Annotated in this window: 30 protein-coding genes; 16 read left to right on the forward strand and 14 right to left on the reverse strand. The window is 27.7% G+C overall.

Annotated features, from left to right (window positions below; all coding sequences use genetic code 11):
- Window positions 1-8: 8 nt before the first annotated feature.
- Both rny and FDK22_RS09945 read right to left on the reverse strand, forming a co-directional pair.
- Window positions 9-1,553 (reverse strand): ribonuclease Y, encoded by a 1,545-nt coding sequence (rny, locus tag FDK22_RS09940; RefSeq protein ID WP_138153045.1) that lies wholly within the window; start codon window positions 1,551-1,553, stop codon window positions 9-11.
- 13 nt (window positions 1,554-1,566) lie between these two features.
- Complete coding sequence (locus tag FDK22_RS09945; protein ID WP_138152790.1) at window positions 1,567-2,103, reverse strand: 5-formyltetrahydrofolate cyclo-ligase; 537 nt, start codon at window positions 2,101-2,103, stop codon at window positions 1,567-1,569.
- Window positions 2,104-2,163: 60 nt separating this feature from the next.
- Here FDK22_RS09945 and FDK22_RS09950 point away from each other — a divergent pair, with 60 nt between their 5' ends.
- The 5 genes from FDK22_RS09950 to FDK22_RS09970 all read left to right on the forward strand — a co-directional run bounded on the left by FDK22_RS09950 (window position 2,164) and on the right by FDK22_RS09970 (window position 5,886).
- On the forward strand, window positions 2,164-2,736 hold the full coding sequence (locus tag FDK22_RS09950) for a TlpA family protein disulfide reductase (protein WP_138152792.1): 573 nt from the start codon (window positions 2,164-2,166) through the stop codon (window positions 2,734-2,736).
- A gap of 2 nt (window positions 2,737-2,738) precedes the next feature.
- Window positions 2,739-3,782 carry a signal recognition particle-docking protein FtsY gene (gene ftsY / locus FDK22_RS09955; protein ID WP_138152794.1) on the forward strand — a complete coding sequence of 348 codons (1,044 nt, stop codon included), beginning with the start codon at window positions 2,739-2,741 and terminating at the stop codon, window positions 3,780-3,782.
- Between the two features lie 5 nt (window positions 3,783-3,787).
- Complete coding sequence (locus FDK22_RS09960) at window positions 3,788-4,576, forward strand: BUD32 family EKC/KEOPS complex subunit (RefSeq protein ID WP_138152796.1); 789 nt, start codon at window positions 3,788-3,790, stop codon at window positions 4,574-4,576.
- Window positions 4,577-4,783: 207 nt separating this feature from the next.
- Window positions 4,784-5,125: a PadR family transcriptional regulator gene (locus tag FDK22_RS09965; RefSeq protein WP_138152798.1), complete on the forward strand. Its 342-nt coding sequence runs from the start codon at window positions 4,784-4,786 to the stop codon at window positions 5,123-5,125.
- Window positions 5,122-5,886, forward strand: coding sequence for a DUF1700 domain-containing protein (locus tag FDK22_RS09970; RefSeq protein WP_138152799.1), 765 nt, complete (start codon window positions 5,122-5,124; stop codon window positions 5,884-5,886). Before FDK22_RS09965 ends, FDK22_RS09970 begins: the two co-directional genes overlap by 4 nt.
- Before the next feature lie 9 nt (window positions 5,887-5,895).
- On the opposite strand, the gene FDK22_RS09975 is transcribed toward FDK22_RS09970, so the two are convergent.
- The 4 genes from FDK22_RS09975 to FDK22_RS09990 are packed head-to-tail and all read right to left on the reverse strand — an operon-like array spanning window position 5,896 to window position 7,894.
- Window positions 5,896-6,450, reverse strand: coding sequence for a YqiA/YcfP family alpha/beta fold hydrolase (locus FDK22_RS09975; protein ID WP_138152800.1), 555 nt, complete (start codon window positions 6,448-6,450; stop codon window positions 5,896-5,898).
- On the reverse strand, window positions 6,447-6,917 hold the full coding sequence (locus FDK22_RS09980) for a ribonuclease HI (protein WP_138152802.1): 471 nt from the start codon (window positions 6,915-6,917) through the stop codon (window positions 6,447-6,449). The genes FDK22_RS09975 and FDK22_RS09980 overlap by 4 nt, the downstream gene beginning before the upstream one ends.
- The gene (locus tag FDK22_RS09985; protein WP_138152804.1) at window positions 6,914-7,546 is read right to left on the reverse strand and encodes a tRNA-uridine aminocarboxypropyltransferase; all 633 of its coding nucleotides are present in this window, start codon (window positions 7,544-7,546) and stop codon (window positions 6,914-6,916) included. Before FDK22_RS09985 ends, FDK22_RS09980 begins: the two co-directional genes overlap by 4 nt.
- 51 nt (window positions 7,547-7,597) lie before the next feature.
- On the reverse strand, window positions 7,598-7,894 hold the full coding sequence (locus FDK22_RS09990; protein ID WP_171012966.1) for a putative signal transducing protein: 297 nt from the start codon (window positions 7,892-7,894) through the stop codon (window positions 7,598-7,600).
- A 90-nt stretch (window positions 7,895-7,984) separates the two neighbouring features.
- On the opposite strand from FDK22_RS09990, the gene FDK22_RS09995 reads away from it, so the two are divergent.
- Window positions 7,985-8,827 carry a paraquat-inducible protein A gene (locus FDK22_RS09995; protein ID WP_138152808.1) on the forward strand — a complete coding sequence of 281 codons (843 nt, stop codon included), beginning with the start codon at window positions 7,985-7,987 and terminating at the stop codon, window positions 8,825-8,827.
- 32 nt (window positions 8,828-8,859) lie between these two features.
- Here the strand turns inward: FDK22_RS09995 and FDK22_RS10000 are convergent, their stop codons facing one another.
- Window positions 8,860-9,357: a P-loop nucleotide/nucleoside kinase family protein gene (locus tag FDK22_RS10000; RefSeq protein WP_138152809.1), complete on the reverse strand. Its 498-nt coding sequence runs from the start codon at window positions 9,355-9,357 to the stop codon at window positions 8,860-8,862.
- A 33-nt stretch (window positions 9,358-9,390) separates the two neighbouring features.
- Window positions 9,391-9,891, reverse strand: a complete 501-nt coding sequence (locus tag FDK22_RS10005) for a hypothetical protein (RefSeq protein WP_138152811.1) — start codon at window positions 9,889-9,891, stop codon at window positions 9,391-9,393.
- A 154-nt stretch (window positions 9,892-10,045) separates the two neighbouring features.
- Between FDK22_RS10005 and FDK22_RS10010 the strand changes: the two genes are divergently transcribed.
- Window positions 10,046-10,477 carry a hypothetical protein gene (locus FDK22_RS10010; RefSeq protein WP_138152813.1) on the forward strand — a complete coding sequence of 144 codons (432 nt, stop codon included), beginning with the start codon at window positions 10,046-10,048 and terminating at the stop codon, window positions 10,475-10,477.
- Window positions 10,478-10,546: 69 nt separating this feature from the next.
- Here FDK22_RS10010 and FDK22_RS10015 read toward each other — a convergent pair whose 3' ends face one another.
- From FDK22_RS10015 to FDK22_RS10030, 4 genes are all read right to left on the reverse strand, one after another.
- Window positions 10,547-10,816 carry a Txe/YoeB family addiction module toxin gene (locus tag FDK22_RS10015; protein ID WP_138152814.1) on the reverse strand — a complete coding sequence of 90 codons (270 nt, stop codon included), beginning with the start codon at window positions 10,814-10,816 and terminating at the stop codon, window positions 10,547-10,549.
- On the reverse strand, window positions 10,810-11,055 hold the full coding sequence (locus FDK22_RS10020; protein ID WP_138152816.1) for a type II toxin-antitoxin system Phd/YefM family antitoxin: 246 nt from the start codon (window positions 11,053-11,055) through the stop codon (window positions 10,810-10,812). Before FDK22_RS10020 ends, FDK22_RS10015 begins: the two co-directional genes overlap by 7 nt.
- 181 nt (window positions 11,056-11,236) lie before the next feature.
- The gene (locus FDK22_RS10025) at window positions 11,237-11,584 is read right to left on the reverse strand and encodes a hypothetical protein (RefSeq protein WP_138152818.1); all 348 of its coding nucleotides are present in this window, start codon (window positions 11,582-11,584) and stop codon (window positions 11,237-11,239) included.
- Window positions 11,585-11,734: 150 nt separating this feature from the next.
- Window positions 11,735-13,177 (reverse strand): serine hydrolase domain-containing protein, encoded by a 1,443-nt coding sequence (locus FDK22_RS10030; RefSeq protein WP_138152819.1) that lies wholly within the window; start codon window positions 13,175-13,177, stop codon window positions 11,735-11,737.
- 320 nt (window positions 13,178-13,497) lie between these two features.
- Between FDK22_RS10030 and radA the strand changes: the two genes are divergently transcribed.
- Window positions 13,498-14,847 (forward strand): DNA repair protein RadA, encoded by a 1,350-nt coding sequence (radA, locus tag FDK22_RS10035; protein ID WP_138152821.1) that lies wholly within the window; start codon window positions 13,498-13,500, stop codon window positions 14,845-14,847.
- Between the two features lie 15 nt (window positions 14,848-14,862).
- Here radA and FDK22_RS10040 read toward each other — a convergent pair whose 3' ends face one another.
- The gene (locus FDK22_RS10040) at window positions 14,863-15,267 is read right to left on the reverse strand and encodes a thioesterase family protein (protein WP_138152822.1); all 405 of its coding nucleotides are present in this window, start codon (window positions 15,265-15,267) and stop codon (window positions 14,863-14,865) included.
- 107 nt (window positions 15,268-15,374) lie between these two features.
- Between FDK22_RS10040 and ybeY the strand changes: the two genes are divergently transcribed.
- Both ybeY and FDK22_RS10050 read left to right on the forward strand, forming a co-directional pair.
- Window positions 15,375-15,794: an rRNA maturation RNase YbeY gene (gene ybeY / locus FDK22_RS10045; RefSeq protein WP_138152823.1), complete on the forward strand. Its 420-nt coding sequence runs from the start codon at window positions 15,375-15,377 to the stop codon at window positions 15,792-15,794.
- Window positions 15,795-15,806: 12 nt separating this feature from the next.
- On the forward strand, window positions 15,807-16,724 hold the full coding sequence (locus FDK22_RS10050) for a calcium/sodium antiporter (protein ID WP_138152825.1): 918 nt from the start codon (window positions 15,807-15,809) through the stop codon (window positions 16,722-16,724).
- A gap of 11 nt (window positions 16,725-16,735) precedes the next feature.
- On the opposite strand, the gene FDK22_RS10055 is transcribed toward FDK22_RS10050, so the two are convergent.
- A complete protein-coding gene (locus tag FDK22_RS10055) occupies window positions 16,736-17,137 on the reverse strand; it encodes a Fur family transcriptional regulator (RefSeq protein WP_138152827.1) in 402 nt (133 codons plus the stop codon).
- A gap of 231 nt (window positions 17,138-17,368) precedes the next feature.
- Here FDK22_RS10055 and FDK22_RS10060 point away from each other — a divergent pair, with 231 nt between their 5' ends.
- The 6 genes from FDK22_RS10060 to FDK22_RS10085 all read left to right on the forward strand — a co-directional run bounded on the left by FDK22_RS10060 (window position 17,369) and on the right by FDK22_RS10085 (window position 24,514).
- A complete protein-coding gene (locus tag FDK22_RS10060; protein WP_138152829.1) occupies window positions 17,369-18,022 on the forward strand; it encodes a ferritin family protein in 654 nt (217 codons plus the stop codon).
- Between the two features lie 93 nt (window positions 18,023-18,115).
- Window positions 18,116-19,657 carry an endonuclease/exonuclease/phosphatase family protein gene (locus FDK22_RS10065; protein WP_228711694.1) on the forward strand — a complete coding sequence of 514 codons (1,542 nt, stop codon included), beginning with the start codon at window positions 18,116-18,118 and terminating at the stop codon, window positions 19,655-19,657.
- Window positions 19,657-20,970, forward strand: a complete 1,314-nt coding sequence (gene murJ, locus FDK22_RS10070) for a murein biosynthesis integral membrane protein MurJ (protein WP_138152833.1) — start codon at window positions 19,657-19,659, stop codon at window positions 20,968-20,970. Before FDK22_RS10065 ends, murJ begins: the two co-directional genes overlap by 1 nt.
- Before the next feature lie 31 nt (window positions 20,971-21,001).
- Window positions 21,002-22,708 (forward strand): ABC transporter ATP-binding protein, encoded by a 1,707-nt coding sequence (locus FDK22_RS10075; protein ID WP_138152835.1) that lies wholly within the window; start codon window positions 21,002-21,004, stop codon window positions 22,706-22,708.
- An 8-nt stretch (window positions 22,709-22,716) separates the two neighbouring features.
- Window positions 22,717-23,400: a fused DSP-PTPase phosphatase/NAD kinase-like protein gene (locus tag FDK22_RS10080; protein ID WP_138152837.1), complete on the forward strand. Its 684-nt coding sequence runs from the start codon at window positions 22,717-22,719 to the stop codon at window positions 23,398-23,400.
- Window positions 23,401-23,455: 55 nt separating this feature from the next.
- On the forward strand, window positions 23,456-24,514 hold the full coding sequence (locus FDK22_RS10085; RefSeq protein ID WP_138152838.1) for a quinone-dependent dihydroorotate dehydrogenase: 1,059 nt from the start codon (window positions 23,456-23,458) through the stop codon (window positions 24,512-24,514).
- Window positions 24,515-24,516: the final 2 nt, after the last annotated feature.

Consider the following 24,516-nt stretch of genomic DNA (forward strand, 5'->3'; position numbering starts at 1 on the left):
GATGAAGCTTATCTTGCGTATGATTGAGCTCGTAGCTCTCTGATTACATTAACTTTAATTTCCCCTGGATATTGAACTTTTTCTTCAATCTCTTTTGCAATCTCAGTTGCAAGTAATACAGCTTCATCATCATTTACTAATTCAGCTTTTACTATTACTCTAACTTCTCTTCCAGCGTTAATTGCATAAGCATTAATTACACCAGTTTTACTAGTTGAAATATTTTCAACCTCTTCTACTCTTTTTAAGAAGCTTTCTAAAACTTCTCTTCTAGCACCTGGTCTTGCGGCACTAAGTGCATCGGCAGCACAAACAGCAGCTGATTCTACATTGATTGGTTCTTCATGTCCATGGTGAGCATAAACTGCATTAATAACAGTTGGTGGCTCATCATATCTTTTACAAATTTCTGCACCTAAATCTACATGTGAACCTGGCATATCATGAGTTAAAGCTTTACCAATATCATGTAAAATACCAGCACGTCTAGCTAGCACTGTATCACCACCCATTTGTGCGGCAATAAGTCCTGCAAGGTTTGCAACTTCAAGTGTATGTTTAAGAGCATTTTGTCCATATGAAGCTCTATATCTTAATCTACCAATTAATTTAACTAGTTCTGGATGCATAGATTTAATTCCAAGTTCCATAATAACATCTTCACCCTCTTTTAAGATGTTTTTATCAAACTCATTTTTAACCTTATTATAAATCTCTTCAATTCTAGCAGGTTGAATTCTTCCATCTTCAAGTAGTTCTTGAATAGTTCTTGTTGCAATTGCTCTTCTATATAAATTAAAAGAAGAGATTGTTATTGTATTAGGAGTATCATCAATAATTATATCAACACCTAATAACATTTCAAGGGCTTTTATATTTCTTCCCTCTTTACCAATAATTTTACCTTTTGTTTCCTCATCAGATAAAGGAAGATTATTAATAAGTCTTTCAGCAGCAAACTCACCTGCATATCTTGTAACAGCTTGAGATAAAATATTATTAACTTCATCTTTAGACTTTTGTTCTGCAAGTTTGTATTTTTTCCTAAAAATTGATGCAATCTGTGCTCTTGAGTCCTCTTTTACTTTTTCAAGCATTAACTCTTTTGCCTCTTCTTGAGTAAGTCCAGAAGCATTTTCTAATACTTTAATTGCCTTAGCAATCTTTTCTTCAAATGTTTTTTGCTGTCTTTTTAAACCCTCTTTTAAAGTAGTGATTTTTTCATTTTTTTCAACAATTTCCGCTTTTTGTTCTTTGATTATTCTTAGCTCTGATTCTAAATGATGATTTAACTCTTTCTCTTTCTTCTCTATTTGAGAAAGCATCTCATCATATTCCCTTTTCGCAGCCTTAAATTCTCTATCGTAATCTTTTTTAGCTTTAATTTGTGCATCTTTTAAAACAACTTCAGCCTCATGTTCAATCACTTTTGCCTTTGCTTTTGCTTGTTCAATATAGATGTCAAATTTTGCTTTATTTATTTTCTTTAATACGTATATTGTTATTGCTATACTTAGTATTGCAACAACAAAAGCTACTATCACTGTTGTCATCATGGCATTTACCTTAACTTGTAATTATATAGTCGGCTTGAATATCGTATTGATTAGATAGTTTTTTATCGGATTTACAAAGCGTTAATTGAGTAAAAATAATTATAGGTTTATAGTTTAACCTATCAAAAAATCTGTCATACATCCCTTTTCCAAAACCAATTCTTTTACACTCTTTATCTACTCCAACAACAGGGACTATTGCTAGATCAATTTTAGAACTTTTGCAAAATGAATTGTTTGGCTCTTTTATACCAAACTTTTTTTTATGTAATGGTAATCTATATCTTACTAATTTAAAACTGTCCTCAACCATAAAAGGAACAAAAACATTAGTTTTTGTTTTCCTTAAATCATTTATTAATGGAAGAACGTCAACTTCCATACCCATTGGAATATATAACAAAATGTTTTTAGGTTTATAAATATTTATAAAACTTTTAATCTTTTTTACTGTTTTTTTATCTTTGTAGAATTTTAAAAAACGGCTTTGAAATTCTAATCTTTTAATACACGATTTTCTAAAATCACTCTTGTGATCTCTCATCATATTTAAGCCTTACTTGGGTAAAATTCTTACCTTAAAATATTTTACCCACAAGGAATTAAAATGCAGTTTAAAAAATTACTTTTTTTAATAATTTCTGCCCTACTGCTACTAATTGGATGCGACTCTAAAGAAGAGAATAAACCTAAGGCTGAAACTGAAACATCAAAAGAAAAAGAGATACAAACAAAATATCAACTAGAAACGTTAGGTGAAACACCTATTAATTTGACTTATAAAAATGAAACACTTAATGTTGATGAAGTTCAAGGAAAAGTTATACTTGTTAATTTTTTTGCTACTTGGTGTCCACCTTGTAAAGCAGAAATTCCACATTTAATAAATTTAAAAAATAAATATAAAGATAATTTTGAAATTATTGCTGTAAACCTTGGAGAGAAAAGCGGTCAATTAACTGATAAATCAGTTTTAGCTGATTTTGCAAATGAATATAAAATTAATTATATTGTAACAAACTCTGAAAACAATTTTAAAATTGCAGATTTAATGGGTGGAGTTAGAATAATTCCAACAATGTATCTTTTTGATCCAAAGGGAACTATTGTACAAAAATATGTAGGTATAGTTCCAGAAGAGATGATAGAAACAGATATTAAAAAAGCTTTAGGGAAATAAAAATGTTTAGTTTTTTCAAGAAAAAAGATAAAAAAGATGAAGAGATAATTGAAAAAGAACTTCAAGAAGAAGTAGAAGAACAAGAGTTTAAACAAGAAGAGATTCAAACTGAAGAAAAGATTCAAGAAGAAGAGACTAAGCAAGAAGAAACTCAAGAAGAAGTTGCTTCAAAAAGCTTTTTTTCTAGAGCTTTATCAAAAACCTTTGAAAATATTAAATCTGTAGTACCACAAAAAAAAGAAAAAATTGCCTTCGATGATATTGAAGAGCTTTTAATAGAATCAGATATGGAATATGAAATCATTGAAAAAGCGATGGATGGACTTCCTGAAATGATTACAAGAAAACAGTTAAGACACAGACTTGTAATGTTATTTGAACATGCTCCTGATATAGACCTTTCAAATTTACCTAAACCTTTTGTAAGATTAATCATTGGTGTTAATGGTGCAGGGAAAACAACAACAATTGCAAAACTTGCAAATAAGAGTAAAAAAGAAGGTAAATCTGTACTTCTTGGAGCGGGTGACACTTTTAGAGCTGCAGCTATTGAGCAATTGGATACTTGGGCAAGCAAATTAAATGTTCCAATTGTAAAAACAAAACAAGGACATGATGCAAGTGCAGTTGCATACGATACTATCTCTTCAGCTATTGCAAAAAATATTGATAATGTAATTATTGATACAGCAGGAAGATTACAAACACAAACAAATTTAAGTAATGAGCTTAAAAAGATTGTTAAAGTTTGTGGTAAAGCTATGGAAAATGCACCACACCAAAAACTAATGATTTTAGATGGTACTCAAGGAAACTCAGCTATAGCACAGGCTCGTGCATTTAATGAGATGATAGGAATTGATGGAATAATAGTTACAAAACTTGATGGAACGGCAAAAGGTGGAGCACTTTTTTCTATATCAAATCAATTAGAACTTCCTATCTTTTTTGTAGGTACTGGTGAAACTGCTGATGACTTAATGCAATTTAGCCCTGATAACTTTGTTGACTCATTATTAGATGAGATATATACAGAAGAAAACTAAAATATATGGATAAAAATATCAACTTTTTTGTTAGTAAAGAACTTGAAAAATCTGTTCTAAATGAAATAAAAATCAACAATAAAGAGATAATTAGACACACATACAATGATGAGATTGTTTGGATAAAAAGGCCAAGGGCAACTAAATCAAATATCTTTCATAAAATGGCATATTCTTTTACAAATATAAAAGGTCTTATGCCAGTTGAAAACAAAACAAAAGAACAAACTTTAATACATGAGGTTTCGAAACTTCAAAGACTAAAAGAAAAAAATATTAATGTTCCTAAAGTCTTAGGATGCAACGGTGAAGTTTTTGTTTTAGAAGACAATGGGGTAACTATAAAAAGTTTTTTAAGAAGTAAAGAACTTGAAAAAACTGTATTTGAAAATAGATTAAAAGATACATTAAATCTATTGATAAAAATACATAATAATAATGAATACCACGGTGGTCCACAAGTAAAAAATTATACCTTTAAAAATGGTGTTGTAAGTGCCATTGATTTTGAAGATAGTTTTGATAAAAACTTTAAATTAGAAGATATTCAATTTAGAGATTTCTTTTTATTTTTATTCTCACTAACAGAATTAAAAAAAGATATTGACTATAAAGAGATTATTGATATTTATATGAAAGAAACAAAAAAAGAAGGGATTGATAAAGAGTTAAAATCTATTGCTTTAAAATTAAAGTTTTTAACTAAAATTATTGAAAACAAACTTTTTTATAATCTATTTTTTGATGATGTAATAAACACCTATAAACTAGTAAAAACTCTACAAAAACTTTAAAATAGATTCAAACTATTTTAATATTTATACCTATTCAATCAAACACTAAATAAACTTTTCAAAAAAATCTAAAATTTTTTAATTTTTAAGAAGCCCATTTTATAGGACTTTTAATAAATTAATTCTGTAAATTTATCATTTTTAATACAATTTACTTTGCATTACATAGTAAATTGTGATACAATTAGATATGTAAAAGGAGTAAGCATGGAAGAAGATTATAAAAAATGGTTATCACAATTTAGAAAAGGCTATATAGAACTATGTACACTTATTACACTCAAAAATAGTGGAGCATTACATGGAGTAGCTCTTATAAAAGCTTTTGAAGAAGTTGAACTAAGTATAAATGAGGGAACATTATATCCTCTATTAAATAGAATGGAACAAAACGGATGGTTAGAGTCTTCTTGGAATATGCCTAAAACAAGTGGGCATCCAAAAAGAGAATACAAAATAAGTGAAAAAGGTGGAAAAATTTTACCTAGATTAATTGAAACCTACGATTCACACAATAAAAGCTTAGAAAAATTAAAGGAGATAAGATGAAAACTAATGATTATATAAAAGAGTTGAAAAATCATTTATCTGTTCTTGATAATAAAAAAAGAGAAGAGATAATAAAAGAGATAGAAAGTTATATTGAAGAAAGTGACGCTAGCTATTCTTTACTTGTTGAAAGATTTGGGATACCAGAAGAACTTGCTAATAGTTATTTAGAAGATATGCCCATTAAAGAATCTAAAGGTAAAAAAATATGGTCAAAAACTAAAAAGGCTATTTTTACAATTATTATTTTCCTTATTGTAGTTTCTATTGCTGTTGGAATTTTTATTTATAATATAATTAAAGACCCATTTGATTATGCAAAATTTGATGCTAATACAATTGATTCAAAAGTTGAAAACCAATGGAAAAAAATTGATAATATCGACTCTTTAGATATTGAACAAGCAAAAGTTGTACTTTATGGAAGTGACAAAGATGTATTTGAAGTAAGTTGTGAAGGGAATAAAAATACTCAAAACAAAACTACTTTTATAATAAAACAATCAAGATGCTTTTTAAAAGTTCCAAAACAAAAACTAAACATAAAATCTATTCAATCTGAAATTGTATTTATTGAACCTAAAGAGGAGACTCAATTTAATTCAAGACAAAGTAGAATAAAAATTGCTTCTAAAGAAAACCAATATAAATATGAATTAAATGGGGAAGAGAGTGATTTAAAAAAAATAAAATCAAATGAAGATGGTATACTAATTAAAGGTGAATTTTATCAAAGTGAAGTTGTACCATATAAATATTAGGGGAATAATCTACTCCCCTAAAAAACTACCTATTTTTCTAAAATAGCTTTCTATATTTTCAAAAGAGTGGTTTCCACCCTCTTCTATTATAAGTTCACTTTCACTTAATTTTTCTTCAGCCTCAGTATAATCTAATACCTCATCTTCTGTTTGAAGCAGTGTTATAAAATTTTCTTGATTTTTTATCTCATTTACTTCTAAAGCTTTAAGTTGTTGAATATGCTCTGTTGTAACTTCAAAAGATGTACTATCATAATAATTCATTGCCATACCAACTTTGTCTAAAGTTTTATATGGGTAAATAGCAGGATTAATTAATACAGCTTTTAAATCATATTTGTTAGCTAAATAAAGAGCATAATATCCACCTAAAGATGAACCTACTAAACCTACATTTTCATCTTTTTCTAAAAGTAATTCAATTAGTTGTTCTAAAGTATCTATTGCCAAATTTGGTACATATGATAAAGATGGAGCAATAACCTCATCTTCAAAATATTCCCTAAAAAGTGTTGCTTTACCGCCATGCCCACTACTTCCAAAACCATGTATATATATAATCATATTTTCTCTTTTTTATTAAATTCTCTAAGTGCTTTTCTTGATGCTTTATCAACTAAATTAAAAAGCTTATCAAGGTCATCTTTTAAAGCAGTTTTTTTGTGACCTTTTATTTTAACAAAGTTCAAACTTAGATTCTTTATTTTTGCATAAAATTTTTTGTAAAGCTCTTCATTTTTAACTTTTTTACCACTACTTGTTAAAAAATCATTCCCTACTAATTTTTCTTTTCTTTTTTCTAATTGCAAAATATTTTGACAATCTGTATATACTGTAATTTCAGACTCTTTCAAATCTTCTAAAGCCCAAAGCAAAACCTCTAGTTCAAGTTTTGTTGAAGAGGTATTTTCAAATTTTTTCACAAATATACTTTGACTTTCTAAATTTTCATCATATACAAAAAAAGCTCCAAAACCAATTTTACTTTGTGGATTTACACTACCATCACAAAAAAGTTTTATCCCACTCATTTGTATCTAATCTCTTTATTTAAAGAACAAGTTATTTGATACTCAACCATCTTTGAAAATGGCTGTAAAAAATTATCAAACTCTTTATTTGAAATATCTTCTAAATTATGTTTATTCAACAATTTAAGAACACAAAGGGTTGATTCAATGGTAGATAAACAATATTGATTTGGCTGCGTTTTGATTTTAAAATCTGACTTTTCTGTGTATTGAAAACTAACTTTTGGTAAGGTCTCTAAATTTTTACTTAGTCTTAACATTTTTTTAGAACAAGGCCAAGTGGAATCTATAATAAATATCACATTTTCTTTTTTATTAGTTCCAATTGGCTTAGTATTTAAATCAATACTATCAAGGCCTGGATAAAGTACATAGGAGTTTATATTTTTATTTTCAATTATTTCATTTACTCTTTTATGATTAGTAAAATCTATTCCTATATGTATCTCTGAATTAGGTAATGAAAGATTTGTAAAATGACCTGTTCCATTTTTTGTTTTTCTAAACTCTTTGGGATGCATTAAAATTACAAATTTAGTTTTAGTTTTAATTCTTTTTATGTATGAACACATACAAGAACTTTTTGGTCTATAACATGTGAAGCAAACTTCCCTTGAATCTATTATCATTAATCCTTTAATTAAAAAAGAATTTTATTCACTTATTACTTAAATAATATCTTAATACTTACTTTCTCCACAATTCCAACATACTAAAAACTGTCCTTCATGTACTTCATTACAATTTTTACATCTCCATGAAGGCAAATTATCATTTGTTTTTTCTAAAATTGATTTAGCAATATCGTAATCTTCTTTTTTCACCAATACTTTTACACCTTCAGTTGCTTGCAGATGAGGATGCATTCCCCCTGCATCATCTTTATCAATTATAGATTCAATATTTCTATCTTTTAACAAAGAAACTAAAATCTGTGCTTCAATTTCACTATATAATGTTTTTAACTCAACAAACATATTAATCCTTTGCATTAACATTTTAACATATTATTTAATCTCTTAAATATATTTGATTATAATTGCACTTTAAATTTAAAGGTAACACAAATGACAAAAAATCTTATTTCAAGTTTTATTTTAACAGCTGTATTCATTTCTCTTTTATTTCTTGCTTTTAACTCATATAAAAATGCAAAAATCTATGAAAATACCTACAAACAATATGCACAAGAACAAACAATAAAAAATAGTGTAGAAAAAAACACACAAGAGATGTTAAATGGTTTGATAGGAGCACTTTTAGGACAAAATCCTAAAGTAACTAAAGATGAAATACCATCAAAAAAATTACAACTAGAAAACCTAAAAGAAAAACCAATAGAATATGTAATTATCTTTGCAACTATTATTACTCTATCACTTCTAAGTTTTTTTGTTGTTTCAAAAAAGATCTTTCTAACATACTTACATAGTGTCACAATTCTAAGTCTTGTATTTGGTCTTATAAGCCCTATTTTTATGATGTATATTTTACTTGATTATAATTTTCAAAATATTGTAAATATAAAAGATGCAATTTTACAGTTTGAATCCCTTACTATAATAGAATCTATAAACAAACTTATATATGTACAAGAAAAATATTTTGTAGGAATAATTATCTTACTTTTCTCTGTAGTTTTTCCATTTATTAAAACCCTACTTTCATTTGTAAATGTATTTATAAATCATGTTTCAATAGTAAATAAAACTACAAAACTACTTTCAGCTCTTAGTAAATGGTCTATGACTGATGTATTTGTTTTATCAATATTTTTGGTGTATCTATCATCAGTAAATAGTGGAATGTCAAAAATAGTAACCCAAATTGAAGTTGGATTTTATTTCTTTTTTATATATGTAATTCTTTCTATAATTCTTAGCTTTTTTAATAAGATTAAAATTCAATAATCAAAGGTAAAGTTTTAAATAGTTGTTTTTTATCATATCTTCTCAGCTATTACTTTAATCTCTAATTCTTCACTTTCTAAAGGTGATTCAAAGTACTTAGTTACATGATAAAACATCTCTTCTGTATCAAAAGCTGAACGTTCAGGTTGTTCAAGTCGTCTTTTTGCTATTTGTTTTAAACATTGTTCATCACTAATATCTAAATATATCAATTGGTGTTGAGCATTTATCTCTTTTGAAATACTTTTAAGCCATGCTCTTTGTTTTATAGTATTAGCAGGAAAATCTAAAACAACATTTGTATTAGTTAAAAGAATTTTTTGAACATGGTATTTAATCAACGGTCTTAATAGAGCAGAATATTTTATATAATCATCAAAAGATGAGATTTGTTGAGGATATAAAATTGACAACCACTCATCTTCTGATATTAAAACTGCATTATTTTCTAAAGCAAACTCTTTTGATTTTGTTGATTTTCCAGCCCCCATTTTTCCACAAAAAAATATTAAAGTTCCTATTTTTGTCATTTAATTTAAGCCTTTCTTTTAATGTAAAATAAATTACAAGTATAAAAACTTAACTTTATAAAGGGTAATGTTTGAACTACCTTTGTATGAGTTTAATAACTTGTTTCCAGAATAGATATCTAAAGTACAACCAACAACTTTAACACTATCTTTTTCACGAATAAAATTAAATTTAGCCGTTAAATTAGAGTTTTCTTTAGTTGTAAGTTTTAACGCCGCACCACAAGCAGCGGAAAAACCACCACCACCTTGCATTAAATTTAGTGTAAAGTTAAGTTCTTCTTTTGCTGGTATTGTAAAAGAATACTTAGGCTGGTTACTTTTAATCAGTTGCTCTCCACCCCAACTTTCATCTGTATTTTTAAGAGTTAAATAAACATTTTCAGTATTTGTAATACTTCTTTCTTCTGCAAAATTAGTAACCTCTATATTCAATTTTGACGTGGCTTTAGTTGATGCATCTGTAATCTTAGAAGCACAACCAACTATAAAAAAAGATAAAAGTAGCATAAATAAAATATTTAAATACTTCATGGTTTTTCCTTTGATTTGTTAGAATTTATTGTTTGGTTAAAATAAAATAATAAATTTTAAATTATTTAAGTTTGTATGATACAAAAAAGAGTATAAATTTACATTTATTTTGTTATAATATTGATTATTTATTTAATAATAAGGGGAGTTTTTTATGTCTTCGATTGATAATATTGTAAATAAATTTAATATCGGTTTTCTTAGTACAGTTATTGATTCAAATAATTCTATGATGGATCAATTTAGTCAATTTGATAAACCAACAGATTTTAGAGCTACCATTAAAGAAATAAGTAGTGAAGCTTATACTCCACCACCATCACAATTAGTACAGCTTGATGGATACACTTTAGATAAAAACAATAATAAAATACCAACTAAAATAACTCTAGATGGAGTTTATGCGAAAGATTCATTTTTAGATGAAGATGGCAATTGGGATAAAGAAGCTGAAGCTGAAGCATATAAGCAAAGAGAACTAAAATACAAAAAAGAAGTAATTGAAGACTGGCTAAAAAATATAGATTTTGAATTACAATCAAAAGCTGAATTAATGAAAGCATTATTAGCAAAAACAGAATCTTAAGCAACTCTTTTATTTCTATAACGTTTAACTTAATCGACAGATATCTGTACGGTGCTAGATTTTTTTATCTTATTCTCCATAATGAGACCACATTCTAGAAATTCTTACTTTATTTTCATCTTCTTTTACTTCATAAACCAGTCTATGCTGTATATTTATTCTTCTTGAGTATGAGCCATTTAAATTGCCTACCAATTTTTCATAAGGAGGTGGGTTTTGAAAGGGATCTTTTCTTATTATTTCAATAAGCTCTTTAGCTTTTTTATCTAAATTGGCACTTGTTAATTTTTTAGCATCTTTAAGTGCTAGTTTTGAGTAAAGTATTTTATACTCTACCATTCAATATCTTCACTAAACTCACTGTCATCTGCACTCATTGACTCTTGAATTGAAGATGCCATATTAGGTATAGAATTTAAATACAGTGTTTCTTCTATTGCATTCCAGTCTTCTTGTGATAACATAACTACATTATTTCTTTTCCCAGTAATAAGTACCGGCTCATGAGTTTGTGCTGTTTCATCCATAACATTGTAAATATCTTTTCTAACTTGACTTACTGACATGATTCTTGTCATGGGTAACCTTTTTTGTAAATTTAACATATTGTACTAAATAACGTACGCTTTGTCAAGAGGTAATATTTTTTAAGATAACCTTGGAGTCGAAAACGAGGAAAGAAATGTTCATTTATGTAGCTAACGTTTAAAATGAGCCAATGAATTGCCCGCAGGGTAATTTATTGGCTCAACTGCTTTGTTATGTAAAAATTGGTTCATTTAAAATCAATGGTTTTATTAATAGTGTATAAACTGTAAAGCCAATAATTAATACAATAAGTATCAATGAAAAAAAGGCTTGAATTTTTGTCAATCCTTTTTCTTCACATTTTGTTTCAATTGAAAGTTCCAATGGAACAAAATATTGTTGCATTAAAAAAAATACAGTATACCCAATAAGAAAACTAAGAATCAATAATATACTATTAATAAAACCATAAGCTATATATAATATAAATAAAAAAATTGGTGTCATAATTATGTCTGTAAATGGTGTGTAGATAACACTAAAATTAAATAAATGACCTGTCTTATATTTTTTTTGCAATTTGGACATTCATAAAAATTACAATTTTTTTTCAAAATTTGATGAAAGAGAATCCAATCCATAGGAATTGTTTTTTCATGACAATTAGGACATTGCTTCATATTTGACCTTTACATAACGTTTGAGTTGAGAAATATTTGAGCCGCAGGGTCAAATATTTCTTTCCAAAGTTTTGTTATATATTTTCATTAATACTATGTTTTTCCCTATTAGTCCAAAGAATGATATAATAATTGAACTCAACATTAAATACCCTATATCTGGCACAAACATCAAAAATCCACTAAATGTTAAATCATATAACCTAGGTACAATTAAAAACAATAAAATCATAATTAATACATCTAGTACAATCGATATTATCACTTTATATGTTGAAATAGTTTTAAACTTTTTAATTAAACGATATAGAAAATACAACTGAATAATTATCAAGGCAATAAAAAATATGTATGCTGATATTGAGATTATATCTATTTCGTTACTTTTTACTTCTTTATTTTTAATTATATCTACAATTCCACCAGCAATTGAATTTAAATCTTTACTTCCAAGTGTGAATGAAGTGGCATTTGTAAGTACAATAACGCCTAAGCTTTCTTTTGGGTATATTATCATTGCACTTGTATATCCAGGAGTAGAGCCTAAATGATTTAAATAAACTTCGTCACTTGTATCTATAAACCATCCAAATCCATAATAGATTTTATCTTTGAATATCGTAGCACTTGGAGTTTGTATTTGTTTGAGAATGGAAGGTAAAATTTTTTGCTCTTTTTTATAGCTTCCCTCATTTAACTGTGCGATTAGATATTTACTCATATCTTCTACATTTGAGATTATATATCCAGCAGGAAGTAATACTCTACTAAAAGGGAAATTACTTTCTACTGCTTGTCCAAACCAGAGTCTATGCCCTTGTGCTATATTTGCTTTATCTATATTGTTTATTGATGCAAGACTATCTTTCATATCAAGTTTGTCAAATATATTTTCTTTCATATATTGATTATAAGAAAGCTTTGTTACTTTTTCTATAACTAAACCTAAAATCTGATAGTTTATATTTGAATAATGAAAAGTAGTTGAAGGCTTAGTTTCAAGAGAGACATTTTCTAAAGCTCGAACAGTTTTTTCTAAAGCAAAATCACTACTATCCCAATCATCAAAATTTTTCAATCCCTCATAAGTAGAGAATCCACTTGTCTGGTTTAGTAGTGTTCGTATAGTTATATTATCTACGCTTTTCATATCTTTTATTTTAAACCAAGGAAGATACTTTTTAATTGAGTCGTCTAAGTTTATTTTTCCATCATCAACTAATTGCATAATGGCTAAGGCAGTAAATGATTTGGTTAAAGAACCAATATAAAACAATGTATCTGGTGTGATAGTTTTATCTTTCGAATAAATTTTTTTATAGATTAAACTATCCCCTTTGATTACTCCTATTGATATTGCTGGAATATTTGCTTTGTTTTGTACATCTTCAATATATGTATTGATTTTATTAAAAGTTTTATTATCAATATCTTGAGCATTTATTTCAAAACAAAAGAAAATACTGATAATTAAGATGAGTTTTATTAACATTTATGACCTTTGGTTCATTGGTATATAACGCCCAATTAAATAGCCCGAAAAGTACTGGCTCATTTTCCACATTAACAAAGGCATGCTCTGAAGATCTTCCAATTGTTACTTCCATACAAATTTCCTCGTAAAATACATAACGGGCGCATGGTAAGCAAAGCGTCCCAGACAACTATTTATTTTGAATATGCATTATATAAATAAAAGACTTAAATCCAATTATTTATTATATATTTATAAAAAATTGCAAAATGTCATATTTTTTATCCCTTTAAATTTTTTTTATTATAATTCCATCATAAAATAAAAAGGTTGTAAAAATGGCTAAAAAGAAAACATCACTTTTTGAGTGTCAACATTGTGGAGAGCAAAGTACAAAATGGCTTGGTAAATGCCCAAACTGCGGAAGTTGGGACAGCTTTATAGAATTAAACCAAGAGCAACAAGAAGTACTAAAACAAACAGCAAAAGTAGTGAACTCAACTTCAAAAGCAACTCCAATAACACAAATAAAACAAGATGATGTTACAAGATTCTCATCAAACAATGATGAGTTTGATTTAGTTTTAGGTGGTGGAATTGTTCCAGGAAGTTTAACACTTATTGGAGGAAGCCCGGGTGTTGGTAAATCTACACTTCTACTAAAAGTTGCAGGAAGTATTGCCGCATCTGGAAAAAAAGTTTTATATGTATCAGGGGAAGAGAGTTCAGGACAAATAAAACTTAGAGCAAATAGACTTGACGCAAATCATGAAGATCTTTTTTTACTTTCAGAAATAAAACTTGAAGAGATTCAAGACGAGTTATTACGAGCTGATTATGAAGTTTGTATTATTGACTCTATTCAAACTATCTATTCTAGTGCTTTAACTTCTGCTCCAGGAAGTGTATCTCAAGTGAGAGAAATCACCTTTGAACTTATGAGAAAAGCAAAAGAGAGTGATATAGCTATGTTTATAATTGGTCATATCACAAAAGATGGTTCAATAGCAGGACCAAGGGTTTTAGAGCATATGGTTGATACAGTTTTATATTTTGAAGGGGAAGCAAGTAGAGAGCTTAGAATGCTTCGAGGGTTTAAAAATAGATTTGGTTCAACTTCTGAAATTGGAATTTTTGAGATGACGGGAGAGGGTTTGATAAGTGCAAAAGATATTGCCTCAAAATTCTTTGATAAAAGTAAAGCTCAAAGTGGTTCCGCTTTAAGTGTAGTTATGGAAGGAAGTCGTGCTTTGATTATAGAAGTTCAAGCACTTGTAACTGAATCAACTTACCCTAATCCAAAAAGATCTGCCACAGGTTTTGATGCAAATAGATTAAATATGCTTTTAGCCCTACTTGAAAAAAAGATTGATTTACCACTAAACCATTATGACGTTTTTATAAATATTTCAGGTGGTATAAAAATCAAAGAAAGCTCAGCAGACTTAGCTGTTATTGCTGCAATTATATCAAGCTTTAGGGATAGACCTATTTCAAAAGAGTCTGTATTTATTGGTGAAGTTTCATTAACAGGTGAGATTAAAGATGTATATTCTGTAGATATGAGATTAAAAGAAGCCCAAGCACAAGGTATAAAAAAAGCTGTTATTGCACAAAAACCAAATCTAAAACTTGACCTTAAAACTTTTAGTGTAGATGAAGTACCAAAAATGATTGAGCTATTCTAAATAGCTCAAATCAATCTACTTTCCTATTCTTTTATTAGCCCCTGCCATTAATCTTTCTTCTGTAACAATAGCTCTTGTATGTACACAAGCTCCAATTACTCCACCTGAATCTTTTGCTTCAATTTCAAATTTATATAATTTCCCTTCCATACCAACAAAAGTTGCAGTTGAAATAACAATATCACCTTCAAGTGTAGGTGCTAAATGTTTTACATTTACTTCTACCCCAACAGATAATTTACCATCTCCTAAAAGTGGTTTCATTGCTTTTGCCGCAGAACATTCCATAAGTGCTACCATTCTAGCAGTCGCCATAACTGGTGGGAAATTGTCGTCAGCAGAGATTTCTAAATTTTTTGCTAAATCTTTTTCTAAAACCTTATATTCTATCGTTGCCGTTGTACCTACTTCTAATTCCATGTATACTCCCAATATGTAATTTATTTGTAATATAATAATGAAATTTAACTTTTTATCTTCTAATATGAAAAGTTTAGATATAATCCGCAAAATTTTATTGGAAAATCATGATTGAACTTGAAAACAACACTGATATAAATATAGATATAAAAAAACTTGAAGTTATAAAAAATAATTTAACTTCTAAAGACATTGAACTGATATTTGTTGAGAATGAACAAATGAGAAAGATTAATAAAGAGCATAGAAATATAGATAAAGCAACTGACGTTTTATCTTTCCCTTTGGAGTTTGATTTACCAAATATGCCATTAGGTTCAATTATTATCTCAACAGATTTTATCAGTGAAAAAGCTAGTGAATATAATCATAGTTTTGAAGATGAGATGAAACTATTGTTTATTCATGGAATTTTACATCTACTTGGATTTGACCATGAAGTTGATAATGGTGAACATAGACAAAAAGAGGAAGAACTTATAAAAAAGTATAATCTTCCTGACAGTTTAATAGTTAGAAACTCTTAAGAAAGGTTTTAAATGGATATTTTAATATTTGTAGTATCAATGACCGCACTAATTTATGGAGCTGATTATATAATTGAAGAGAGTGAAAAAATCGCACTTCATTATAATATTTCACCTTTTGTTATTGGAGCAACATTAGTTGCACTTGGAACATCGTTACCTGAAATGGCTGTTTCAATGTCAGCCTCTTTAAAAGGGAGTGGTGATATTGCAGTTGCAAATGTAATTGGTAGTACAATTTTTAATATTGCTTTGGTTTTAGGTGCAGTATTTATAATATCAAAGAAAATCAATCCAGATAGAGATCTTTTTGCCAAAGATTCTGCATGGGCTTTATTTCCTATTTTAGTATTTATTCTAATGGGAATTGATGGGAAACTAAATATAGTTGATGGAATTTTATTTTTAATTTTAATGGTTGCTTATTTAACCTTTCTTATTAGCTCAAATCAAGTTGAAGAGATTGAAAATGATTTAGATAAAGAGAAGTTTGCCTGGTTTAAAACAATTGGCTTTTTATTAGTTGGTTTTGTTCTAACAATTGGTGGAGCAGACTTTGCAATTGATAGTGCAGGAAATATTGCAAGAGATTTTGGTATTAGTGAATGGATAATTGGTTTATTCCTTGTTGCATTTGGAACATCTTTACCAGAACTTACTATTTCTATAAAAGCAGCACTAAACAACAATGCAGATTTAGCAATTGGAAATATCATAGGTTCAAATGTTGCAAACTTTACTATGGTTTTAGGACTTTCATCTATTGTAAATACATTAAATGTAAATTTAGTTGCAAACTTTTTTGATATAACAGCAGCATTTATTCTTTCACTAATGTTAGTATTTATAACTGCAAATAAGTTATATAATAAAAGTGCGGGAATTGTATTGTTAGTTGTTTTAGGATTAGTTATTCAAAATAGCCTATAGGCTATCTTGAATTATTGACATTTTTCACATGTTCCTTGGAACACAACTTCTGTATTGTCAATTTTAAAATTTGATACAGAAGATAAAGTATTATTTAAAACAGATGTATCAATTATGATATCTTCAATTTTTCCACATGATGAACAAACTAAATGAGAATGTTCCTCTTTTACTAACTCATAAACTGTTTTAGCATCTGGAACTTTAACTTCATTTAAAAATATTTTTTCAACCATTGCATTTACATTTTTATATATAGTTGCCAAAGAGATTGAAGGAAATTTTTCTAAAAGATTCTTATAAAGATCATCAATATTCATATGTCCATTTTTATACAATTCTTCTACAATAGCTACCCTTTGAGGAGTAACTTTTAAATTGTACTCTTTTAATAGAATCGAACTATTAAACATTTTATTTCCTTTCCTGCTCATAAATATTTCAAAGATAGTATGTGCAGATTCTTTACGATTATGTAATATTATTAAAAAAACCTTTGAATTTTATTTATTAATGTAAATTAGTAATTGATAATTATTTTCCTTTAAGCTAAATTATATCTTTAAAATATATAATTGATATAAATTATTCTATTAATTTAATTTGATATTAATAATAGATATCTATCTTAATAAGGAGTTAAAATGAGACAATATGAATCATATAAGTGTAACAAGTGTGGAAATATAGTAGAGGTTCAAAATGTTGGTGGAGGGAAACTAACATGTTGTGGCGAAGAGATGGAGATGATTACTGAAGATTTAACTCAAGTTAATCTTATGAAAGCATTTGCTGGTGAATCAATGGCTAGAAACAAATATGAATATTTTGCAAAAATAGCTCAAAAAGAAGGTTATAGAGATATAGCTGAACACTTCCAAAGAGCTGCCAACAATGAAAAAATGCATGCTAAATTAGAATTAAAAGCATGTAATATGTTAAAAACGGGGAAAGAGTTTGGTGATACAGTAGAAAATCTTCAAATTGCAATTGATGGTGAATCTTATGAAAATGTAACTATGTATCCAGATTTTGCAAAAGTTGCAAAAGATGAAGGTCATTCACAAATTTCAAAAATGCTTGATATGATTGGAAAAATTGAAATTGAGCATGAAAATATGTACAAAGAGTTAAAAAGAAGACTTGAAGCTGGAGAAGAATATGTTAGTGAAAATGAAGAGGAAGAATGGATTTGTGAAGTATGTGGTCATGTTCATAGAGGTAAAAAAGCTCTTAAAATGTGCCCTGTTTGTAAACATCCACAAGAATATCAATCAAGACTTAATAGTAAAAAATAAAACTTCCTAAAGAGCAAGAGTAGAATTCATCTACTCTTGTAAAAAAAACGATAAAATACGAAATTATTAGATATCTATAATTTTGGAGTACTTTTGCAAAAACTATTGCTAATCATATTTCTTGGAATATCTCTTTATGCAAAACAATTTACAGTTGCCTCATACAATGTTGAAAACCTTTTTGATTTAACCCATGATAAAAGCGATTATAAAGAATATATTCCAAATACAAAATCAAATTGGAATAAAAAAACCTTTGAAATAAAATTAAATAACTTAATAAAAGTCCTAAATGATTTAGATGCAGATATTATTGCTTTACAAGAGATAGAATCTAAAGAATTAATGAAACTTCTTTTAAAAAAAACACCAAAATATAAATACTATTCTTTCGATAAATATGAAAATTCCTCAGTGGGAATTGGTTTTTTAAGTAAAATCAAAATTGTTTCAAATAATAGTTTAAACATAAGATTTTCAAAAAAAACTTATCGACCAATATTAGAAACAACATTTGAAATTAAAAATATTCAATTTAAAATATTTAATAACCATTGGCCCTCAAAAAGAGTTGCTGAAAGTTATAGAATAAAATATGCAAAAAACCTATTTGATAGGGTTAATAATCTCCCAAGAGATTATGATTATATTTTATTAGGGGATTTTAACTCAAATTATAATGAATTTGAAACTATTTATAAAGAGCCAAAACTAAATAATGCAAATGGAATTACAGGGATTAACCAAGTTCTAAATACAACTATAGAAAAAAGATTTGTAAGTTTAAATGATATGTTAGAAAGAGATGAGAGGGTTCATTATAATCTTTGGCTTGACTTAGATTTTAATGAAAGATTTTCAAATAAATATAAAGGAAAGAATACAACCCCTGATAATATAATTTTATCCCCTGCACTATTTGATAATAAAAAAATTTCCTACCTTTTAGATAGTTTTTATGTTTTCAAGCCTGAGTATTTATATAAAAATAAAAAAATCTTAAGATGGGAAATAAAAAACAAAACTCATAAAGGAGATGGTTTTTCAGACCATTTACCAATTATTGCAAAATTTTCCACAAAAAAAATAGAAAGAAACCCTTTAAAAGAGTACCAAAATTTAGAAATAAATAAAATCTCTCAACTTTATGAAAAAGTAAAACTACAAGAGAAAATTGAACTTAATGATGTAATTGTAATTTATAAAAAGGGAAATAATGCAATTATAAAACAAAAAGATGATAGAGCAATTTATCTTTATAACAATGCAAAAGATTTAAAAGAAGGTTTTTCTTATGATTTAGAAGTTTCAAAAATCAAAGATTATTTTGGATTAAAAGAGATAATTGAATTTAAAATTAAAAAATACAATGGGAAATACCTTGACTATGAATCTTTCTATTTAAGTCAAGAAAAGATTGATATTTTTAATTTTAAAAACCAAAATGAGATAATAAAAAACCTAAAAGGATATTATAAAAAAGGTTATTTATACCTGGATAAAGGTAAAATTAGAGTTTACGCATTAAAAAAAGAAAACTTACCAAAAGAGAATAAAAATATTGTTATACCAAAAGCACACCTATCATATTACAAAGACCAATTCCAAATATTGTTACATGAGAAAATAGACTAATGTTAATCAAATCAATTTTTACAAACAGTAGTGGAATTTTAGTTTCAAGAATTCTAGGTTTTCTAAGGGATTTACTAACAGCTTCAATCTTAGGAGCAAATATCTACTCTGATATTTTCTTTGTTGCCTTTAAGTTACCAAATCTATTTAGAAGAATTTTTGCAGAAGGTGCATTTACTCAAGCATTTATCCCTTCATATGCAAAGGCAAAACATAAGATTAGATTTTCATCAATGATATTTTTACAATTAATTGGATTTTTGATTGTTTTATCATTGTTTGTTACCCTATTTTCTTCACTTATAACTAAAGCTATTGCTTTAGGGTTTGATACAAAAACTGTTGAATTAGCAGCCCCTTTAGTTGCAATAAACTTTTATTATTTACCATTAATTTTTATTGTTACTTTTATGGCGGCTTTACTTCAATATAAACACCATTTTGCTACAACTGCATTTTCAACAGCCCTTTTAAATCTTGCACTAATAGCTGCACTTTTAATATCAAAAGGGATGGATAAGTATGAAATAACTTATTACCTTTCTTATGGGGTTTTAGTTGGAGGTTTACTTCAAGTTTTAGTTCATATAATTGCCATAAAAAACAAAAACCTATGTAAAATATTTACCTTCAAAAAACATAATAAAAAAGAGGAAAATAGATTTTACAAAAGCTTTTTAGGTGCAACACTAGGAAGTTCAACTGCTCATATTTCAGCTTTTTTAGATACTTGGTTGGCATCATTTTTAGTAACAGGTTCAATCTCATATTTATATTATGCAAATAGAGTTTTTCAACTTCCACTAGCACTTTTTGCAATAGCAACCTCAGTTGCCCTATTTCCTATGATAGCAAGGGCTATAAAAAATAAAGATGAAAGCAAAGCCTTAAATCTTATGCGAAAATCATCACTTATATTAATTGCTTTATTATCAATCGCAACTTTAATAGGAATTGTTTTTAATAATGAGATTATATGGCTTTTATTTGAAAGGGGTGCATTTAATGAAAATGACACTTCAAACACGGCATTAATTCTTACTATGTATCTAATAGGTTTAATCCCATATGGACTAGCTAAAATATTTTCTCTTTGGCTTTATGCAAAAGAAAAACAATTTCTAGCTGCAAAAATATCAATGAAAGCCTTAGGGACAAACATTGTATTTTCATTAATATTTATTATTCCATATGAAGCTGCTGGTCTTGCTTTTGCAAGTACTTTAAGTGGTTTTATTTTATTGATTTTAACTTTAAAAGAGTTTGGTATGAAAAACTTTAAAACTCTGTATTTTAGTAAAGATTCGATATAATATTGCCTTTTTAAAACAAACTAGGACTAATATGAGAGATTTTTTTAAACAATATGTACCCTATTATAAAAACTATATAAATAGATTTATTTATGCCTTTATTGGTATGGCTCTTGCTGCAGTTGGAACATCAGGAACAGCTTACGCAGTTAAACCTTTACTAGATGATATCTTTGTAAATAAAGATTTAGAGATGTTAAAAATACTTCCAATTGCAATTGTTTTATTATATTTTGGAAAAGCTGCAGGAACTTATATCCAAGCAATTAACATGGCTTTTATTGGTCAAGATATTGTAAGACTTGTTAGAGATAAATTATTAGGTCATATTCTAAAATTAGATGTTGACTTTTTTTATAAGAAAAACAATGGTGAATTAATCTCTAGAATTACAAACGATATAAATAGAATTCAATCAGCAGTTTCTCAAAAAATAGGTGAATTTATTAGGGAATTTTTAACTGTAATTGGTTTGGTCGTAGTTGTAATTTATCAAAGTCCAGAACTAGCATTTTATGGACTTATTGTGATGCCTCTTTCAATGTGGCCATTATCTATCTTAGCTAGAAAAATGAAAAAACTTTCGTTTAGATCGCAAGAATCAATTTCAGATATTACTACACACCTAAGTGAAATATTTAACAATATTGAAATTATCAAAGCTAATACATCTGAAAAGTTTGAACTAAAAAAATTCTCTGATTTTAATATGAACTTTTTTAAAATCAACCTAAAAACTGTAAAAACAAATGAGTTAGTAAATCCACTTATGGAAACAGTTGGAGCAATTGCTTTTTCCCTTGTAATTGTAATTGGAGGGAAACAAGTAATTGATGGAGAGTTAACGGTTGGTGCCTTTTTCTCATTTTTAACAGCCCTATTTTTACTTTATCCACCAATTAAAAGATTATCTTCAATTTTCAATTTTATGCAAGATGCAATTGCAGCAAATGAAAGAATAAATCAATTACTTGATTTAAGAGCAACTATTATTTCAGGACAAAACAATTTCCCTGAAAATATTCAAAAAATAGAGTTTAAAAATGTTACTTTAAGATATGATGAAAAAGTTGCATTAAAAAACATAAATCTTGAAGCTAAACTTGGACAAAAAGTTGCCTTAGTTGGAGATAGTGGTGGTGGAAAAAGTTCCCTAGTAAACCTAATTGCAAGATTTTATGATGTAAGCAGTGGAGAGATTAATATAGACTCATTAAACATCAAAGATTTAGATATTAAACAACTAAAAGAGAATATTGCAATTGTTACCCAACGGGTATATATTTTTAGTGATTCTATTGCAAAAAATGTAGCATATGGAAAAGAAGTTGATGAACAAAGAGTTATAGAAAGCTTAAAACAAGCCCATGCGTATGATTTTGTATCTAAACTACCTGAAGGGATAAACACTGACCTAGATGAATTTGGTACAAATTTAAGTGGTGGTCAAAGACAAAGAATAGCAATTGCAAGGGCTTTATATAAAAACCCAAAAATACTTATTTTAGATGAAGCAACATCAGCATTAGATAATAAAAGTGAATCAGTTATCTCAGATATTATTGATGAGATTTCAAAAGATAAAATCATATTTATCATTGCACATAGACTTTCAACAATAAAAACTGCTGATAAAATAGCTGTGTTTAAAGAGGGTGAAATCATTGCACAAGATACCGAAGAGAACCTTTTATTAAATTGTGATGAATACAAAAGATTAAAAACTTTATCTAACTAAGGATTTTGATGTCGCAAAAAAACAAATGGAATATCAATAATCCTAAAGAAAGACGTGAAGCATGGATGCATGCATTATTTTATAAAGATCACAATTTTATAAACTATTTTAGAGATAATTTATATGAAATAGCACCTGGAGTTTACAGAGGTGCCCAACCAACAATGGGGCAACTAAAAAAATTAAGAGATAAACTTGGTATCAAAACAATTGTAAATTTAAAAAATGAAAATAGAGATAGTGCTTATTTTTTATTTGAAGAGGAACGTTGTAAAGAGCTTGGTTTAAAACTTGTAAATGTACGAATTAGTTCAAGAAGTGTACCAAATACTGATCAATTAATAGAATATAAAAGAGTTTTAGAAGAAGAAATGGATAAACCTGCATTAATCCACTGTAAAGCTGGAGCAGATAGAACTAGTCATTTTTGTACACTATATCAATATTTCATTGAAAAAAGAAAAATGAAAGATACAGATCAACTAAGATTTTTTCCCTATGGATATATGAAAAGTTCAGGTGCTGGAATTTTAAAATGTTACTATGACTTATTTAGTGACTACGAAGAAAAAAATCCAGATGCTAATTTAATTGAATGGTCAAAAAGAATTGATCCCAAAAAATTTAGAGCAGAATTTAAAGCAAATAAGCTTACAAACTTCCTATATGATAATGTCTTAAGAAGAGAATAACCGCTTCTTTACAATTATTTAGATAAAATGTTGAAATTTTTAAAAAAGGATAAGTGTGTTTAACTACCAAAACTTAAAAAAAGTACTTTTTTTATTTAATCCAGAAACTGCACACGGTATTGCTGAGCTAGGATTAAGAATCCTACCAAATTGTAGAATAATTAATAATTACATGGTTAAAAGAAACTTTGTAATGGATCATAGACTAACTCAAGATATTTTGGGAATAAATTTTCCAAACCCTGTAGGACTTGCTGCTGGTTATGATAAAAATGCTACTATGATTAAAGCGATGCCTGCTTTAGGGTTTGGATGTACAGAAATTGGAACAATGACTCCAAAAGCACAACCTGGAAATGCTAAACCAAGATTATTTAGATATCCTGAAATAAAGTCTGTACAAAATGCTATGGGTTTTAATAATGAGGGTTCTGCAAAGGTATTAAGCAATCTAAAAAAAGTTTATCCTTTTTCAATTCCAGTTGGTGCAAATATTGGTAAAAATAAAACAACACCAGAAGAGTTTGCTTTACAAGATTATAAAACTTTAATTAGAAAGTTTGAAGATACAAGCGATTATTTGGTAATAAATATATCAAGTCCAAATACACCTAATTTAAGAGATTTACAAAATGAAAAGTTTATCACTGAACTTTTTACTATGGCTAAAGAGTTAACTTCAAAACCAATTTTCTTGAAAATTGCTCCTGATATGGAGATTGAAGCGGCTATAAATCTTTGTAATACAGCTATAAATTCAGGTGCAGCTGGAATTATTGCAACAAACACAACAATTGATTATTCTTTAGTTCCAAATGCACAAGATTTTGGTGGATTAAGTGGTGCATGCTTAACACAAAAATCAGCTGAATTTTTTAAAGAGATTGCTAAAGAACTTTTTGGTAAAACTGTTTTAGTTTCAGTGGGTGGTATATCTACTGCTGAAGAGACATACAAAAGATTAAAAGCTGGAGCATCTTTAGTTCAAGTTTATACTGGAATGATATTTGAAGGTCCTTCAATGGTTAAAAATATCAATGAGGGTCTTTTAGAACTTATGGAAAGAGATGGTTTTAAAAATATCTCTGAAGTTATAGGTTCAGATTTAAAATAAAT

This window comes from Arcobacter arenosus (assembly GCF_005771535.1).
Taxonomy (GTDB): Bacteria; Campylobacterota; Campylobacteria; order Campylobacterales; family Arcobacteraceae; genus Halarcobacter; species Halarcobacter arenosus.

Bases quoted from the DNA above. Each gene is read 5' to 3' on its own strand.
- rny (WP_138153045.1), bottom strand. From the start codon at position 1,553: ATGACAACAGTGATAGTAGCTTTTGTTGTTGCAATACTAAGTATAGCA.
- FDK22_RS09945 (WP_138152790.1), bottom strand. From the start codon at position 2,103: ATGATGAGAGATCACAAGAGTGATTTTAGAAAATCGTGTATTAAAAGA.
- FDK22_RS09950 (WP_138152792.1), top strand. From the start codon at position 2,164: ATGCAGTTTAAAAAATTACTTTTTTTAATAATTTCTGCCCTACTGCTA.
- ftsY (WP_138152794.1), top strand. From the start codon at position 2,739: ATGTTTAGTTTTTTCAAGAAAAAAGATAAAAAAGATGAAGAGATAATT.
- FDK22_RS09960 (WP_138152796.1), top strand. From the start codon at position 3,788: ATGGATAAAAATATCAACTTTTTTGTTAGTAAAGAACTTGAAAAATCT.
- FDK22_RS09965 (WP_138152798.1), top strand. From the start codon at position 4,784: ATGGAAGAAGATTATAAAAAATGGTTATCACAATTTAGAAAAGGCTAT.
- FDK22_RS09970 (WP_138152799.1), top strand. From the start codon at position 5,122: ATGAAAACTAATGATTATATAAAAGAGTTGAAAAATCATTTATCTGTT.
- FDK22_RS09975 (WP_138152800.1), bottom strand. From the start codon at position 6,450: ATGATTATATATATACATGGTTTTGGAAGTAGTGGGCATGGCGGTAAA.
- FDK22_RS09980 (WP_138152802.1), bottom strand. From the start codon at position 6,917: ATGAGTGGGATAAAACTTTTTTGTGATGGTAGTGTAAATCCACAAAGT.
- FDK22_RS09985 (WP_138152804.1), bottom strand. From the start codon at position 7,546: ATGATAATAGATTCAAGGGAAGTTTGCTTCACATGTTATAGACCAAAA.
- FDK22_RS09990 (WP_171012966.1), bottom strand. From the start codon at position 7,894: ATGTTTGTTGAGTTAAAAACATTATATAGTGAAATTGAAGCACAGATT.
- FDK22_RS09995 (WP_138152808.1), top strand. From the start codon at position 7,985: ATGACAAAAAATCTTATTTCAAGTTTTATTTTAACAGCTGTATTCATT.
- FDK22_RS10000 (WP_138152809.1), bottom strand. From the start codon at position 9,357: ATGACAAAAATAGGAACTTTAATATTTTTTTGTGGAAAAATGGGGGCT.
- FDK22_RS10005 (WP_138152811.1), bottom strand. From the start codon at position 9,891: ATGAAGTATTTAAATATTTTATTTATGCTACTTTTATCTTTTTTTATA.
- FDK22_RS10010 (WP_138152813.1), top strand. From the start codon at position 10,046: ATGTCTTCGATTGATAATATTGTAAATAAATTTAATATCGGTTTTCTT.
- FDK22_RS10015 (WP_138152814.1), bottom strand. From the start codon at position 10,816: ATGGTAGAGTATAAAATACTTTACTCAAAACTAGCACTTAAAGATGCT.
- FDK22_RS10020 (WP_138152816.1), bottom strand. From the start codon at position 11,055: ATGACAAGAATCATGTCAGTAAGTCAAGTTAGAAAAGATATTTACAAT.
- FDK22_RS10030 (WP_138152819.1), bottom strand. From the start codon at position 13,177: ATGTTAATAAAACTCATCTTAATTATCAGTATTTTCTTTTGTTTTGAA.
- radA (WP_138152821.1), top strand. From the start codon at position 13,498: ATGGCTAAAAAGAAAACATCACTTTTTGAGTGTCAACATTGTGGAGAG.
- FDK22_RS10040 (WP_138152822.1), bottom strand. From the start codon at position 15,267: ATGGAATTAGAAGTAGGTACAACGGCAACGATAGAATATAAGGTTTTA.
- ybeY (WP_138152823.1), top strand. From the start codon at position 15,375: ATGATTGAACTTGAAAACAACACTGATATAAATATAGATATAAAAAAA.
- FDK22_RS10050 (WP_138152825.1), top strand. From the start codon at position 15,807: ATGGATATTTTAATATTTGTAGTATCAATGACCGCACTAATTTATGGA.
- FDK22_RS10055 (WP_138152827.1), bottom strand. From the start codon at position 17,137: ATGTTTAATAGTTCGATTCTATTAAAAGAGTACAATTTAAAAGTTACT.
- FDK22_RS10060 (WP_138152829.1), top strand. From the start codon at position 17,369: ATGAGACAATATGAATCATATAAGTGTAACAAGTGTGGAAATATAGTA.
- murJ (WP_138152833.1), top strand. From the start codon at position 19,657: ATGTTAATCAAATCAATTTTTACAAACAGTAGTGGAATTTTAGTTTCA.
- FDK22_RS10075 (WP_138152835.1), top strand. From the start codon at position 21,002: ATGAGAGATTTTTTTAAACAATATGTACCCTATTATAAAAACTATATA.
- FDK22_RS10080 (WP_138152837.1), top strand. From the start codon at position 22,717: ATGTCGCAAAAAAACAAATGGAATATCAATAATCCTAAAGAAAGACGT.